14 protein-coding genes and 1 pseudogene are annotated in these 14,507 nt (G+C 70.8%); 10 read left to right on the forward strand and 5 right to left on the reverse strand.

All coding sequences use genetic code 11. The features are described from left to right. Nucleotides 1-109 precede the first annotated feature (109 nt). Nucleotides 110-352, forward strand: a pseudogene (locus JNW87_RS22435) (roadblock/LC7 domain-containing protein); the annotation flags it as partial. Nucleotides 353-457: 105 nt separating this feature from the next. Here JNW87_RS22435 and JNW87_RS22440 read toward each other — a convergent pair. The 4 genes from JNW87_RS22440 to JNW87_RS22455 form a co-directional block, all read right to left on the reverse strand. After that, nucleotides 458-1,831: an FAD-binding oxidoreductase gene (locus JNW87_RS22440; RefSeq protein WP_238454348.1), complete on the reverse strand. Its 1,374-nt coding sequence runs from the start codon at nucleotides 1,829-1,831 to the stop codon at nucleotides 458-460. Then, nucleotides 1,831-2,388 (reverse strand): pyridoxamine 5'-phosphate oxidase family protein, encoded by a 558-nt coding sequence (locus JNW87_RS22445; RefSeq protein ID WP_238454349.1) that lies wholly within the window; start codon nucleotides 2,386-2,388, stop codon nucleotides 1,831-1,833. The genes JNW87_RS22440 and JNW87_RS22445 overlap by 1 nt, the downstream gene beginning before the upstream one ends. A gap of 163 nt (nucleotides 2,389-2,551) precedes the next feature. Further along, nucleotides 2,552-3,898: an aspartate aminotransferase family protein gene (locus JNW87_RS22450; protein WP_238454350.1), complete on the reverse strand. Its 1,347-nt coding sequence runs from the start codon at nucleotides 3,896-3,898 to the stop codon at nucleotides 2,552-2,554. A gap of 148 nt (nucleotides 3,899-4,046) precedes the next feature. Next, on the reverse strand, nucleotides 4,047-4,559 hold the full coding sequence (locus JNW87_RS22455) for an Lrp/AsnC family transcriptional regulator (RefSeq protein WP_109800525.1): 513 nt from the start codon (nucleotides 4,557-4,559) through the stop codon (nucleotides 4,047-4,049). A 207-nt stretch (nucleotides 4,560-4,766) separates the two neighbouring features. On the opposite strand from JNW87_RS22455, the gene JNW87_RS22460 reads away from it, so the two are divergent. The 7 genes from JNW87_RS22460 to speB are packed head-to-tail and all read left to right on the forward strand — an operon-like array spanning nucleotide 4,767 to nucleotide 12,443. Next, a complete protein-coding gene (locus JNW87_RS22460; protein ID WP_109800524.1) occupies nucleotides 4,767-5,951 on the forward strand; it encodes a spermidine/putrescine ABC transporter substrate-binding protein in 1,185 nt (394 codons plus the stop codon). Between the two features lie 5 nt (nucleotides 5,952-5,956). Beyond that, nucleotides 5,957-7,111 (forward strand): ABC transporter ATP-binding protein, encoded by a 1,155-nt coding sequence (locus JNW87_RS22465; protein WP_109800523.1) that lies wholly within the window; start codon nucleotides 5,957-5,959, stop codon nucleotides 7,109-7,111. Continuing rightward, entirely contained in the window at nucleotides 7,108-8,019 is a 912-nt protein-coding gene (locus JNW87_RS22470) for an ABC transporter permease (protein WP_238454351.1), read from the forward strand. The genes JNW87_RS22465 and JNW87_RS22470 overlap by 4 nt, the downstream gene beginning before the upstream one ends. Then, a complete protein-coding gene (locus JNW87_RS22475; protein WP_236647346.1) occupies nucleotides 8,016-8,813 on the forward strand; it encodes an ABC transporter permease in 798 nt (265 codons plus the stop codon). The genes JNW87_RS22470 and JNW87_RS22475 overlap by 4 nt, the downstream gene beginning before the upstream one ends. Next, nucleotides 8,810-10,231, forward strand: coding sequence for an FAD-binding oxidoreductase (locus JNW87_RS22480; protein WP_109800521.1), 1,422 nt, complete (start codon nucleotides 8,810-8,812; stop codon nucleotides 10,229-10,231). Before JNW87_RS22475 ends, JNW87_RS22480 begins: the two co-directional genes overlap by 4 nt. Next, nucleotides 10,231-11,433 carry a saccharopine dehydrogenase family protein gene (locus JNW87_RS22485; RefSeq protein ID WP_238454352.1) on the forward strand — a complete coding sequence of 401 codons (1,203 nt, stop codon included), beginning with the start codon at nucleotides 10,231-10,233 and terminating at the stop codon, nucleotides 11,431-11,433. The genes JNW87_RS22480 and JNW87_RS22485 overlap by 1 nt, the downstream gene beginning before the upstream one ends. Further along, complete coding sequence (gene speB / locus JNW87_RS22490) at nucleotides 11,430-12,443, forward strand: agmatinase (protein WP_238454353.1); 1,014 nt, start codon at nucleotides 11,430-11,432, stop codon at nucleotides 12,441-12,443. Before JNW87_RS22485 ends, speB begins: the two co-directional genes overlap by 4 nt. A 239-nt stretch (nucleotides 12,444-12,682) precedes the next feature. Here speB and JNW87_RS22495 read toward each other — a convergent pair whose 3' ends face one another. After that, nucleotides 12,683-13,813 carry a hypothetical protein gene (locus JNW87_RS22495; protein ID WP_238454354.1) on the reverse strand — a complete coding sequence of 377 codons (1,131 nt, stop codon included), beginning with the start codon at nucleotides 13,811-13,813 and terminating at the stop codon, nucleotides 12,683-12,685. A 50-nt stretch (nucleotides 13,814-13,863) separates the two neighbouring features. Here JNW87_RS22495 and JNW87_RS22500 point away from each other — a divergent pair, with 50 nt between their 5' ends. Further along, nucleotides 13,864-14,148 (forward strand): type II toxin-antitoxin system RelE/ParE family toxin, encoded by a 285-nt coding sequence (locus JNW87_RS22500; RefSeq protein ID WP_375373533.1) that lies wholly within the window; start codon nucleotides 13,864-13,866, stop codon nucleotides 14,146-14,148. A gap of 89 nt (nucleotides 14,149-14,237) precedes the next feature. Then, on the forward strand, nucleotides 14,238-14,507 hold a 270-nt coding region (locus JNW87_RS22505; RefSeq protein WP_238454356.1), incomplete at its 3' end, for a helix-turn-helix domain-containing protein.

The following is a 14,507-nucleotide window of genomic DNA, read 5'->3' on the forward strand; positions in this document are numbered from 1 at the left end:
AAGCGTCAACCCGGCATCGCTTCGGCGAGCAAGACCGGGACCGTCCCACCGCAAGGCGGGACATCCAATCACATGCTCACCAAAGCATCATGAGAGGAACGGAACAACAGTGATTACGTTGAGCCAGGAGGCGCGTGACCTGAGCTGGCTGGTGAACGCGTTCGCCGAACGGGTCCCCGGGGTGGCGCACGCGGTGGTGGTCTCCTCCGACGGGCTGCTGGTGGCGATCTCCGCCCACCTGCCCCGCGACCACGCCGACAAGCTGGCCGCCGTGACCTCGGGGCTGATGAGCATCACCGCCGGTGCCGCCCAGATGTTCGACGGCGACGTGGTGAAGCAGACGGTCGTGGAGTCGTCGATCATGAGGTTGGCGGGTCAGTTGATCTCCGATTCACCCGCCAACCTCATGATCGGCGGGCTGGCAGCGGGGAGCGCTGAAAGCGCTGGGGGGAGTGGGTCAGTGGCCGAGGAGGCGGGAGAAGGCGGCGGCGCGGCGGGCGGGCCGGTTGGTGCGCTGTTCGGCCTCGTCGGCGGAGAACATCAGCCGGAGGCCGGCGTTGACGGCCAGCCAGCGCAGGGGCTCGGGTTCCCACCTCGGGGAGCGGTGGTTGACCCACGGCAGGGCCGTGAGCTCGGTCCGCTGCCCCCGGATCAGGTCAGCCAGGGTACGACCCGCGAGGTTGCTGGTGCCGACACCGTCGCCGACGTACCCGCCGGCCCAGGCCAGCCCGGACGCCCGGTCCAGGCCCACCGAGGCGGCCCAGTCCCGGGCCACGCCGAGCGGCCCGCCCCAGGTGTGGCTGACCGGCACCTCGCCGAGCACCGGGAAGAGCTCGCCGAGCACCCGACGCAGGGCGGCGAAGACCCGCGGCTCCCGGTCGTAGCCGGGGGCGGTGCGGGACCCGAAGTGGTACGGGGCGCCCCGCCCGCCGAAGGCCAGTCGACCGTCGGCGGTGCGCTGGCCGTAGATGATGACGTGCCGGTAGTCGGAGAAGGTCTCCCGGTCGGCCAGCCCGATTTCCGCCCACGTCGAAGCCGGCAGCGGCTCGGTGGCGACCATCAGCGAGTAGACCGGCGCGACGGTCCGGCGCTGCCCCGGCAGGGCGGGCGTGAAGCCCTCGGTGGCCCGGACCACCACCGGCGCCCGGACCACCCCGGCGGGGGTCACCGCCGCCCCGGGCCGGATCGCCGTCACCGGCGTCCGCTCGTAGATGGTCACCCCGCGGCCTTCGACCGCCCGGGCCAGCCCCCGGACCAGCCGGGCCGGATGCACGGCGGCGCAGTGCGGGGTGTACGTCCCACCGAGCACCCCGTCGGCGGCGCAGCGCGCGGCGGCCTGGTCGGCGTCGAGGAGCACCAGGTCCTCGTCGGAGAGGCCGTACTCCCGGGCCTCCTCCACCGCGGCCCGGGCGCGGCCGAGTTGGGCGCCGGAGCGGGCCAGCACCACCGTCCCGCCGGGCCGCCAGTCGCAGTCGATGCCCTCGGCGGCGACCACCCGGCCGACCTCGCGGACGGTCTCCTGCATGGCCCGCTGCATGGCCAGAGCCCGGTCCCGCCCGTGCCGCCAGGCCAGCGCGGGCAGCGAGGTGGGGAAGAGCGCGGAGCACCAGCCGCCGTTGCGGCCGGAGGCGCCGTACCCGGCGATCTCGGACTCCAGCACGGTGATCCGCAGCGTCGGGTCGGCCGCCGCCAGGTAGTACGCCGTCCACAGCCCGGTGTAGCCGGCTCCGACGATCACCACGTCCGCGTCGGCGTCGCCGGGCAGCGCGGGGCGCGGGGTCAGCGGCTCGTCCACGCTGGACAGCCAGTACGACAGCTCCTGGTAGCGCATCACCACTCCGGTGGGGGCAGGTCGTGGCGCAGCCGCGGATCGGGCTGCGGAATGCCGTACGCCTCGACGACCGGCACCACGCCGGCCCAGACCGGGCGGTCGAGGTCGTCCTCGGGGTCGTCGGGCGGGCCCGCGCTGACCTTCACCGAGCACTCGTCCAGCGGCAACGCGAGCACCAGGGTGGCGGCCAGTTCCTTCGCCGAGGGTGGCCGGATCACCGCCCACCGGCCGGGCAGCAGCTGCGCGGAGAGGCGTTCCAGCGCGGCCAGCTTCTCCACGCCGTCCAGCGCGGTCAGCGCGCCGAGCACCATCGCGCAGCGGTAGTTCATCGAGGACTCGAAGGCGCTGCGGGCCAGCACCAGGCCGTCGAGCAGGGTGACGGTCAGGCAGGCCGGGGCCCCGGCGGCCAGGTGCCGGAAGAGCCGGCTGCCGGTGGAGCCGTGCACCAGCACCCGGTCACCGTCGCGGGCGTACGCCACCGGCAGCGCGTACGGCTGGTCGCCGTCGACGATGGCCAGGTGCCCGACCCGGCCGGCGTCGAGCACGGCGTGCAGCACGGCGCGGTCGTGGACCGCGAGGTCGGCAGCCGCCGGACCCGGGTGCGGGGTGTGCCACCGACGGCCCCGGGGCCGTCGGCCCGCTCTTCGACCGGGTGCGCGACGGTGCGGGGCCGGTCCCCGGTGTCCCGGGAGCCGGCCCCGCCCGAGCCTGGTCCGCCGGTCAGAGCCGGGCCCATGCCTCGGTCAGCACGGCCCGCAGGATCTGCTCGATCTCGTCGAACTGCTGCTGCTCGGCGATCAGCGGCGGGGCGAGCTGCACCACCGGGTCGCCCCGGTCGTCGGCGCGGCAGTAGAGGCCGGCCTGGAACAGCGCGGTGGAGAGGAAGCCGCGCAGCAGCCGCTCCGACTCGGCCTCGTCGAAGGTCGCCCTGGTCGCCTTGTCCTTCACCAGTTCGATGCCGTAGAAGTAGCCGTCGCCCCGGACGTCGCCGACGATCGGCAGGTCGTTCAGCTTCTCGAGGGTGGACCGGAAGGCGTCCTCGTTGGCCCGGACGTGCCCGACCAGGTCCTCGCGGGCGAAGACCTCCAGGTTGGCCAGGGCCACCGCGCAGGAGACCGGGTGGCCGCCGAAGGTCACGCCGTGGGCGAACATGCCGGTCTCGGTGAGGAACGGCTCCATCAGCCGCTCGCTGGCGATCATCGCGCCGAGCGGGGCGTAGCCGGAGGTGAGGCCCTTGGCGGTGGTGATGATGTCCGGCTGGTAGCCGTACCGGGTGGCGCCGAAGTACTCACCCAGCCGGCCCCAGGAGCAGATCACCTCGTCACTCACGAGCAGCACGTCGTACGCGTCGCAGATCTCGCGGACCCGCTCGAAGTAGCCGGGCGGGGGCGGGAAGCAGCCGCCGGAGTTCTGCACCGGCTCCAGGAAGACCGCGGCGACGGTGTCCGGCCCCTCCCGCTCGATGGCCCGGCCGATCTCCTCGGCGGCCCAGCGGCCGAACGCCTCGGGGGAGTCGCCGTGCTCGGGGGCGCGGTAGAAGTTGGTGTTCGGCACCTTGATGCCGCCGGGCACCAGCGGCTCGAAGTCGCTCTTGATGCCGGGCAGGCCGGTGATCGACAGCGCGCCCATCGAGGTGCCGTGGTACGCGATGTAGCGGCTGACCACCTTGTGCTTGTTCGGCTGGCCGGTGCGCTTGAAGTAGGCCCGGGCCAGCTTCCACGCCGCCTCGACGGCCTCCGAGCCGCCGGTGGTGAAGAAGATCCGGTTCAGGTCGCCGGGGGCGAGCGAGGCGATCTTCTCGGCCAGTTCGATGGCCTTCGGGTGGGCGTACGACCAGAGCGGGAAGTAGGCCAGCTCGCCGGCCTGCTTGGCGGCCGCCTCGGCCAGTTCGGTGCGGCCGTGGCCGGCGTTGACGACGAAGAGACCGGCGAGTCCGTCCAGGTAGCGACGGCCTCGGGAGTCCCAGACGTACGCGCCCTCGCCGCGCACGATGGTCGGCACCTCGCCGTTGGAGTAGCTGGCCATCCGGGTGAAGTGCATCCAGAGGTGGTCGGTGGCGTTGGCCATGTCAGCCCCATCGGGTCTCGGGCCGGTCAGGGGTGACACCGGCCGCTCTGCCCACGGTTATCGCACAACGGGTGCTGATAACGCAAGTGCCGACGGCTTGACGCAACGGATTCAATGAGAAGCGTTGAGGAGGGCAACGGAATCCGTATCAGGCCGTGCCCCAGCTGTAGGTCTGCTTGCGCAGCTTGAGGTAGACGAACGCCTCGGTCGCCAGCACGCCCTCGACGGCGCGCAGCTTCTGCAGGATCTCCAGCAGGTGGGCGTCGTTGCGGCAGACCACCTCGGCCAGCAGGTCGAACGACCCGGCCGTGATGACCACGTAGTCGATCTCCTCGAACCCGGCGAGCCGGTCGGCGACGGCCTCCAGGTCGCCGTCGGTGCGCAGCCCGATCATCGCCTGCCGGGGGAAGCCGAGCTGGAGCGGATCGGTCACCGCGACGATCTGCATGACGCCGGCGTCGAGCAGTCGCTGCACCCGCTGGCGGACCGCCGCCTCGGACAGGCCGACCGCCTTGCCGATGGTCGCGTACGGGCGGCGGCCGTCCTCCTGGAGCTGCTCGATGATCTGCTTCGCCACATCGTCCAGCAGAGCGTGACTGGCGCCGTCGCGTACGGTGACGCGACGCGAGCCGTTGCCAGTCTCCAGGTGCCGGTTGTTCATCGCCGCTCCCATGTCCGATTGCTTGGGGCTGAGCGTAGTGCCCCGCCGCAGTCTGGCGTATTTCGTCGCCCATTGCTATTCCCGCAACGAAATCCCTTGTAAGGAAGGTCACTGCATGTCAGGATCAGTCGTCCATCGCCACTGACCCTCCCGCCGGCGCGCCACCCCCGTCCCGCCGCCGACGATGACCCCCCTAGGAGTCGTCACATGCGTAGTCCCCTCCGGCCCCTTACCCGGCGTGGTCTGCTCACCGGCACCCTCGGCTCGGCGGCGCTGCTGGCCACCGCCGGCGCGTTGACCGGCTGCGGCACGAAGGGTGCCCAGCAGACCGAGGCCGGTTGCAAGAGCGATGACCTCTCCGCCACGGAGAAGAAGCTGGCCTTCTCGAACTGGCCGCAGTACATGGACGTCGACGAGAAGGACGAGTCGAAGCGGCCCACGCTCGACGCCTTCATCGCCAAGTCCGGCATCCAGGTGACCTACACCGAGGACGTCAACGACAACAACGAGTTCTTCGGCAAGGTGCAGAACCAGCTCGCTGGCTGCCAGACCACCGGACGGGACATCATGGTCCTCACCGACTGGATGGCAGCCCGGATGATCCGGCTCGGCTGGATCCAGAAGCTGGACAAGGCCAAGATGCCCAACGTCGAGGCCAACCTGCTGCCCTCGCTGCGCAACCGCTCCTTCGACCCCGACAGCGAGCTCGCCATCCCGTGGCAGTCCGGCCTCGCCGGTCTCGCCTACAACGCCAAGGTGGCGAAGGAGATCCGCACCGTCGACGAGCTGCTCACCCGCCCCGACCTCAAGGGCAAGGTGACCGCGCTCTCCGAGATGCGGGACACCATGGGCCTGCTGCTCCAGTCCAACGGTCACGACCCGGCGAACTTCACCGCCGCGCAGTTCGACGACGCGCTGAACAAGCTCAAGAAGGCCGTGGAGTCCAAGCAGATCCGCAAGTTCACCGGCAACGACTACGCCCCGGACCTGGCCAAGGGCGACATCGCCGCCTGCATCGGCTGGTCCGGCGACGTGATCCAGCTCGGCTTCGAGGACGAGAAGATCAAGTTCGTGGTGCCCGACTCCGGCGTGATGCTCTGGTCGGACAACATGCTCGTGCCGAACAAGGCCACCCACCGGGCCAACGCCGAAGAGCTGATGAACTACTACTACGACCCGGCGGTGGCCGCGAAGCTGGCCGCGTACGTGAACTACATCTGCCCGGTCAAGGGCGCGCAGGCCGAGATGGAGAAGATCGACCCGGACCTGGCCGCCAACCCGCTGATCTTCCCGGATGAGGCGATGCTGTCGAAGTCCAAGGTCTTCATGGCCCTGGACGAGAAGCAGGAGAAGGAGTACGAGGCCAAGTTCCAGCAGGTCATCGGGGCGTGAGGACGATGGGACACGAGGCACCGGCCGGCGACCTGCGGCTGGCCAACCTGACCAAGCGGTTCGGCATCTTCACCGCGGTCGACGACCTCAGCCTGACCATCCCGCAGGGCTCGTTCTTCGCCCTGCTCGGCGCGTCCGGCTGCGGCAAGACCACCACGCTGCGGATGATCGCCGGGCTGGAGGAGCCGACCAGCGGGCAGGTGCTGCTCGGCGACCGGGACATCGCCCGGCTGCGGCCGTACAAGCGACCGGTGAACACCGTGTTCCAGAGCTACGCCCTCTTCCCGCACCTGGACATCAACGAGAACGTGGCCTTCGGGCTGCGCCGGCGGGGCATCCGCAAGGTCGCCGACCAGGTCGACCGGATGCTCGCGCTGGTGCAGCTCGAGGGGTACGGCCGCCGCCGCCCCGCCCAGCTCTCCGGCGGGCAGCAGCAGCGGGTCGCGCTGGCCCGCGCCCTCATCAACCACCCGCAGGTGCTGCTGCTGGACGAGCCGCTCGGCGCGCTCGACCTCAAGCTGCGCCGGCAGATGCAGATCGAGCTGAAGCGGATCCAGACCGAGGTCGGCATCACCTTCGTGCACGTCACCCACGACCAGGAGGAGGCCATGACCATGGCCGACACCGTCGCGGTGATGAACGCCGGAAAGATCGAGCAGCTCGGCGCCCCCGCCGACATCTACGAGTTCCCGGCGACCGCGTTCGTGGCGAACTTCCTCGGCCAGTCCAACCTGCTCGCCGGCGAGGCGGGCGGGACGAGCGGCGACCACGTGCTGGTCTCCGCGCACGGCGGGCGCTTCTCGGTGCCCGCCGCGCGGGCCCGCCTCGACCGGGGACCGGTCTTCCTCGGGGTACGCCCCGAGAAGCTGCACCTGGTCGGGACCGCCGCCGAGGTGCCGGCCGGCCACCAGCACGTCGGCGGCGTGGTGACCGACGCCTCCTACGTCGGCGTCAGCACCCAGTACCTGGTGAAGACCGCCTGGGGCAGCGAGCTGTCGGCGTTCTCCGCGAACAGCGGCGTCGGCGGGCAGCTCCCGGTCGGTGCCCCCGTGGTGGCGCACTGGGACCCGCGGCACGCCTTCCTGCTCCGCCGGGAGCCGGGCGAGGACGACCGCACCACCCCGCTGCTCGACGAGCCGCCGGTGAGCGTGCTGTCATGACCGCGCTCGCCCACGTACCCACCTCGTCGGGGCAGCCGGCGGCGCCGCCGGCTGCCCGGCGCGGGCGGTACCGGCTGCTGCCGTACCTGCTGCTGCTGCCGGGCGCGGCCTGGCTGCTGATCTTCTTCGCCCTGCCGCTGCTCCAGCTCGCCGCGGCCAGCCTCTACGACCCCAGCGGCTCGCTCTCCACCGGGTACGCGCTGACCTGGGCGGTCGGCAACTACCCGGACGCCTTGCAGGCGTACTGGCCGCAGTTCGTCCGGTCGTTCGCCTACTCGGCGATCGCGCTGGTGCTGGCCCTGCTGATGGGCTACCCGCTGGCGTACGCCATCGCGCAGAAGGCCGGCCGCTGGAAGAACCTGCTGCTGGTCTGCGTGGTCGCGCCGATGTTCACCAGCTTCCTGGTCCGCACCCTGGCCTGGAAGACCATCCTGTCCGACAACGGCGCGCTGGTCGGGCTGCTCCGGGACGTGCACCTGCTCGGCCCGGACGGGCGGCTGCTGGCCACCCCGATCGCGGTGGTGCTCGGCCTGACGTACAACTTCCTGCCGTTCCTGGTGTTGCCGCTGTACGCGAGCCTGGAGCGGCTGGACTACCGGTTGCTGGAGGCGGCGAGCGACCTCTACGCCAGCCCGCTGCGGGCGTTCCGCAAGGTGACCCTGCCCCTGTCGATGCCCGGCCTGATCGCCGGCACGCTGCTCTTCTTCATCCCGGCCACCGGTGACTACATCAACGCGGAACTGCTCGGCACCCCGAACGAGTACATGATCGGCAACGTCATCGACTCGGCGTTCCTGGTCCGGCTCGACTACCCGCAGGGCGCGGCGCTGTCGTTCCTGCTGATGGCGGCGATCCTCGCGGTGGTCTTCGTCTACCTGCGCAAGGCCGGCACGGAGGAGGTGCTGTGAGAATCTCCCGTTGGTTGGCCGACCGCTGGGTGATGGGGGTCGCCCTGCTGGTCCTCGGCTACCTCTCGCTGCCGATCGTCGTGGTGGCCGGCCTGTCGTTCAACCGCCCGTCCAGCCGGCTGTCGTACGACTTCAACGAGTTCACCCTGGACAACTGGACCCACCCCTGCGCCACCTCCGACATGTGCGACTCGGTGGTGCGCAGCGTGCAGATCGGCTTCATCGCCACCCTGGTCTCCACGGTGCTCGGCACGCTGATGGCGTTCGCGCTGGTCCGGCACCGGTTCCGGGGCCGCTCCGGGATCAACCTGCTGATCTTCCTGCCGATGGCCACCCCCGAGCTGGTGATGGGCACCTCGCTGCTCGCCCTCTTCGTCGCCGCCGGGGTGCCGCAGGGCTTCTGGACGATCGTCATCGCGCACGTGATGTTCTGCGTGTCGTTCGTGGTGGTGACCGTGAAGGCGCGGCTGGCCGGCATGGACAGCCGGCTGGAGGAGGCCGCCATGGACCTCTACGCCAGCGAGTGGCAGACCTTCCGGCGGATCACCCTGCCGCTGGTGCTCCCCGGCATCGTGGCCGCCGCGCTGCTCGCCTTCTCGCTCAGCTTCGACGACTTCATCATCACGAACTTCAACGCGGGCACCACCGTCACCTTCCCGATGTACGTCTGGGGTGCCGCGCAGCGCGGCATCCCGCCGCAGGTGAACGTCATCGGCACAGCGATGTTCGTGATCGCGCTGCTGCTGGTCGGAGTCAGCTCGCTGCGCGGCCGGCGGGCGAAGCGCCGGTCATGAACCTCCCGCATACCGGCCGGGCGTTGGCCGACGCGGCGCCCGTGCCGTACTGGCTCGACCGTCCGGAACGCCCCGACCCGCTGCCGCCGCTCACCGGTACGCACACCGCCGACCTGCTGATCGTCGGCGGCGGGTACGCCGGGCTCTGGACCGCCCTGCTCGCCAAGCGGGCCGACCCGGGCCGCGACGTGCTCCTGGTCGATGCCGGAACCTGCGGCTGGGCGGCGTCCGGGCGCAACGGCGGATTCTGCGCCGCCTCGCTCACCCACGGGCTGGCCAACGGCGTCGACCGCTTCCCCGGCGAGATCGACGAGCTGGAACGGCTCGGCCGGGAGAACCTGGACGGCATCGCTGCCGCGGTCGCCGAGCACGGCATCGACTGCGAGTTCGAACGCACCGGTGAGCTGGCGGTGGCCGTCGAGCCGTACCAGCTCGCCGGGCTCGCCTCCGACGCCGAGCTGGCCCGCCGGTACGGCCACGACGTCCGCCTGCTCGACCGCGACGAGGTACGCGCCGAGGTGGACTCGCCGACGTACCTCGGTGGGATGTGGGACCGGGACCGGGTGGCCATGCTCGACCCGGCGAAGCTGGCCTGGGGGCTGCGCCGGGCCTGCCTCGACCTCGGTGTGCGGATCCACGAGCACACCCGGGTCACCGGCCTGCGCCGCGACGGCGGGGCGCTGCGGCTCGCGACCGCCGGCGGTGCCGACGCCGCCCCGGGCAGCGTCCGCGCCCGGCAGGTCGCGCTCGCCACCAACGCGTTCCCGCCGCTGCTGCGCCGGCTGCGGGCCTGGCTGGTCCCGGTGTACGACTACGCGCTGATGACCGAGCCGCTCACGCCCGGGCAGCGGAAGGCGATCGGCTGGACCAACCGGCAGGGGCTCGCCGACACCGGCAACCAGTTCCACTACTACCGGATCACCGCCGACGGCCGGATCCTCTTCGGCGGGTACGACGCGGTCTACCACTACGGCAACCGGATCGCGCCCGAGCTGGAACAGCGAACGGTCACCTTCACCGCCCTCGCCGAGCACTTCTTCACCACCTTCCCGCAGCTCTCCGACGTGCGGTTCAGCCACCGCTGGGGCGGGGTCATCGACACCTGCACCCGGTTCTGCCCGTTCTTCGGCACCGCCTACCAGGGCCGGCTGGCGTACACCGCCGGGTTCACCGGGCTCGGCGTCGGGGCGACCCGGTTCGGCGCCCGGGTGATGCTCGACCTGCTCGGCGGCGAGGAGACCCCGCTGACCCGGCTCGACCTGGTGCGCAGCAAACCACTGCCGTTCCCGCCGGAGCCGTTCCGGGCCACCGGCATCAATCTCACCCGCTGGTCGCTGGCCCGCGCCGACGCGCGCGAGGGGCGGCGCAACCTCTGGCTCCGTACGCTCGATCGTCTTGGTTTGGGGTTCGATTCCTGATGCGCATCCTGCTCGTCGGCGCCGGCGGCGTCGGCTCCGCCGCCGTCGCCATCGCCGCCCGCCGCTCCTTCTTCGAGACCATGGTGGTCGCCGACTACGACCTGGGCCGTGCGTCCCGGGCGATCGCCGAGCACGACGGCCGCTTCGTCGCCGCCCACGTCGACGCCGCCTCGGCGGACGCGGTCGCCGCGCTCTGCCGGGAGCACCGGATCACCCACGTGCTCAACGCGGTCGACCCGCGCTTCGTCATGCCGATCTTCGACGGCGCGTTCGCCGCCGGCGCCGACTACCTCGACATGGCGATGTCCCTGTCCCACCCGCACCCGACCCGCCCCCACGCCGAGACCGGGGTGAAGCTCGGCGACGAGCAGTTCGCGGCCTCCTCGGCCTGGTCCGAGGCCGGGCGGCTCGCGCTCTGCGGCATCGGCATCGAGCCGGGACTGTCGGACGTCTTCGCCCGCTACGCCGCCGACGAGCTGTTCAGCGAGATCGACGAGATCGGGGTCCGCGACGGCGCCAACCTCACCGTCGACGGGTACGACTTCGCGCCGTCGTTCTCCATCTGGACCACCATCGAGGAGTGCCTCAACCCGCCGGTCATCTGGGAGGCCGACCGGGGCTGGTACACCACCCCGCCGTTCAGCGAGCCGGAGGTCTTCGACTTCCCGGCGGGGATCGGCCCCGTCGAGTGCGTCAACGTGGAACACGAGGAGGTGCTGCTCGTCCCGCGGTGGGTCAAGGCGAAGCGGGTCACCTTCAAGTACGGCCTCGGCGACGAGTTCATCGAGGTGCTGAAGACCCTGCACAAGCTGGGCCTGGACTCGACCCGCCCGGTGTCGGTGCGGGGCGCCCAGGTCTCCCCGCGGGACGTCGTCGCCGCCTGCCTGCCCGACCCCGCCACCCTCGGCGACCGGATGCGCGGCAAGACCTGCGCCGGGACGTACGTCACCGGCACCGGGGTCGACGGCCGGCCCCGGAAGGTCTACCTCTACCACGTCGTCGACAACGAGTGGTCGATGAAGGAGTACGGCCACCAGGCGGTGGTCTGGCAGACCGCCGTCAACCCGGTCGTCGCCCTGGAACTGCTCGCCACCGGCGCCTGGTCCGGCGCCGGCGTGCTCGGCCCGGAGGCGCTGCCGCCGGCGCCCTTCCTGGACCTGCTGACCGGCTACGGTTCGCCGTGGGGGATGGAGGAGCGGTGACCCGCTACGGCCCGATGTTCGGCCCCGACATCACCTTCCTCGGCGTGCCGCCCTGCACTCTTTCCGAGCCTGTCACCTATGTGGACGCGGACATCGTCATCGTCGGCGCACCCTTCGACGGGGGCACCTCGCACCGGCCCGGCACCCGGTTCGGCCCGTCCGCCATCCGCCAGGCCTGCTACCTGCCGCACGACGGCTCCCGCCCGTCGCTGGCGTTCCGCGTCGACGCCCTGAAGGACCTCCGGGTGTACGACGCCGGTGACGTCGAGATGTTCTCCGGCGACATCGAGCGGTCCCTGTCGGCCCTGGAAGAGGCCGTTCATGCGGTGGCCCGGGCCGGTGCCATCCCGATCGTGCTCGGCGGCGACCACTCCATCGCCCTGCCCGACGCCACCGGGGTGGCCCGGCAGCACGGGCTCGGCCGGGTGTCGCTGGTCCATTTCGACGCGCACGCCGACACCGGGGACATCGAGTTCGGCTCGCTGCACGGGCACGGCCAGCCGATGCGCCGGCTCATCGAGTCCGGCGCGGTACGCGGCGACCGCTTCCTCCAGATCGGGCTGCGCGGCTACTGGCCCGGCCCGGAGACGCTGTCCTGGATGGCCGAGCAGCGGATGCGCTCGTACGAGATGACCGAGGTGGTCGCCCGGGGGCTGGACGAGTGCTTGTCGGAGGCCTTCGCGGTCGCCACCGACGAGTGCGAGGGCGTCTTCCTCTCCGTCGACGTCGACGTGGTCGACCCCGGCATGGCCCCCGGCACCGGCACCCCCGAGCCCGGCGGCTTCACCTCCCGCCAACTCCTCGACGTGGTCCGCCGCGTCTGCTACGAGCTGCCGGTGGTCGGCGTCGACGTGGTCGAGGTGGCCCCGCCCTACGACCACGCCGACATCACCGCCTACCTCGGCAACCGCGTGGTCCTGGAGGCCCTGTCGGCGATCGCCCGCCGCCGCCGCGACGCCGCCGGCGGCCCACCCTGGAACCCGGCGCAACCCCTCCTCGACGCCCGCTGACCCCCGGTTCCGCTCGTCTGCTTGTTTAGCTCGGGCTATATCTGGGGGCCATGGGTGCTGCCGCCGGTGGACGTTAGTCCGTTCGGGTCAATAAGGAGGTCCGTCGATGGCTCCGGGAACTTCGACGAGAAGACCCGGATCCCTACGAGAGTGTCAGGGCGGCCTTGGACGTGCTGCCCGAGATCGGCCTGGCACTAGCGTTCGCTTGGTTTCAGGGGTTTCGACGGTTGAGCCAAGTTTCACGCGGCGGCGGGTAGGCGCGCTTGGGCGAGGTAGTCGTTGAGGTGCTGGTCGATGGTGCGTAGCGCTTGGCGCAGCGGCGGCGGTGCGGCCGGTTGGTCGGCGGCCAGCAGTGGGGTGAGGACACGGTTGTGGACTTTGGTGTAGAAGATCGCGAATCGGAGCCCGTCGGGGGTCAGGGTGTAGGTGTTGGAGTGCGGCTGGCGGGCGATGAGGCCTTTGAGTCGTAGCCGTCGTAGGTCGTAGCTGGCCTGGCCGATCGAGTACGGCGCGCCGAGTAGTCCGGTCATGAGGGCGCGAAGGCTCCGGTTGGACAGACCGGTGACGGCGTGCACGCAGGTGGTCAGGGCGCCGGCCAGGGCCATGACCCGAGGGTCGCCGAACCGTAGGGCCGGGGCCCTCCTGCCCTCCTCGATGGTGGGGTGCGCGACCCGCGCGAAGGCTGGGCTCGCGAGGACACAGCCCTGACCGACCCGCTCAGTATCGAGGAGCCGGTTGTTGATCGCGCGGGCCTTGCCCTGCAGTTCGTCGAGGTGGTGCAGGCGGCGCCCGACCCGCAGGTCGGTAGGTGAGTTGATGACGGTCTCGATGCGCAGCGCCCGGCCGTCCTTGAGGTACTGCTTGATGCGGGAGTGGCGGTAGAAGGCGTTGACGGTGACGTCGACACCGCGGGTGACGACCTTGGTCTTGAACACCCCGGGGGTGGCGCGTTTCGGGCCGGTGCGGATCTGCCGGTCGAAGATGATCTCGACGGTGTCGGGGCGGCCGACGTCGAGGTTGTCGGCCACCAGGGCCTCGAAGAAGGCGCGGGCGTGGCGGGGGGCGTGGAACACGATGGTGCGGGAGGTTTCGATCTGGCGCATGGAGAACTCCCACCAGTAGCCGCCCACCTCGTCGACCTCGGATAGCGGGGTGGGCAGCGCGTCGAGCCAGCGGTGGCAGAACGCCTGGATCTGGGCGGGCCCCAGCTGGTCGCAGATCGCCTGCAGCGCGGCTGGGTCGGTGCAGGAGGCGAACCCGTTGGACAACTCGGCGAACCCGATCCCGGCTCTTCGGGCCTGCCGTTTGGCCCACTCGTGGCCGTTGACCCACACCTTGATCGGGTACGGGAAGTAGGAGCAGATCTTCACGAAGCCGGGACCGAACTGCTCGTCGACGACGTAGAACTGGCGGAAGGAACATCGGCAATCTCAAGGAGCTTCGATCGAGATCGGGACGAGACGTGGCGATCCGCGTGCTCTTCGTATTCGGTCTCTGGTCGCAGGCCGTCTTGCTGGTAGCGGGCTACAAGGCGGCCAACTGGACGCGGTGGTACGAGGACAACATCCCGTTGGCGGAGGTTGCCTACAAGGCTTGGCTCGACACCGAGCGCGAACGAAGGGGCTGTCAACTGTTTCCGGTTGAGTCGTTGTTGGTATGTGTTGGCCTTGGAGGAGTGGCTTGCGGTGTGGGTGGTGCATCGTGAGGGGGGATCCGGTGGGCGGCGCGATGTGGTGGGGACGGGGCGATGGTGGTTGCAGGTGAATGTCGTATCGGGTGGTTATCGTGCTGGGCGTGGCGGGCCGGGAGCGGTTGGGTGTGGTGCAGGCGTACCGGTTCGCGTTGGACCTGACGCCCCGACAGGAGCGGGCGGTGCTCGCGCATGCGGGGGCGGCGCGGGTGGCACACAACTGGGCGCTTGCCCGGGTGAAGGCGGTCCTGGACCAGCGGGCCGCCGAACGCACTTACGGCATCCCCGACGGGCAGCTCACCCCCATGATCGGCTGGTCGCTGCCGGCGCTGCGTAGAGCGTGGAATCACGCGAAGGCCGATGTGGCGCCGTGG

Origin of the sequence: Micromonospora sp. ATA51 (genome assembly GCF_016802855.1) — a bacterium.
Taxonomy (GTDB): Bacteria; Actinomycetota; Actinomycetes; order Mycobacteriales; family Micromonosporaceae; genus Micromonospora; species Micromonospora sicca.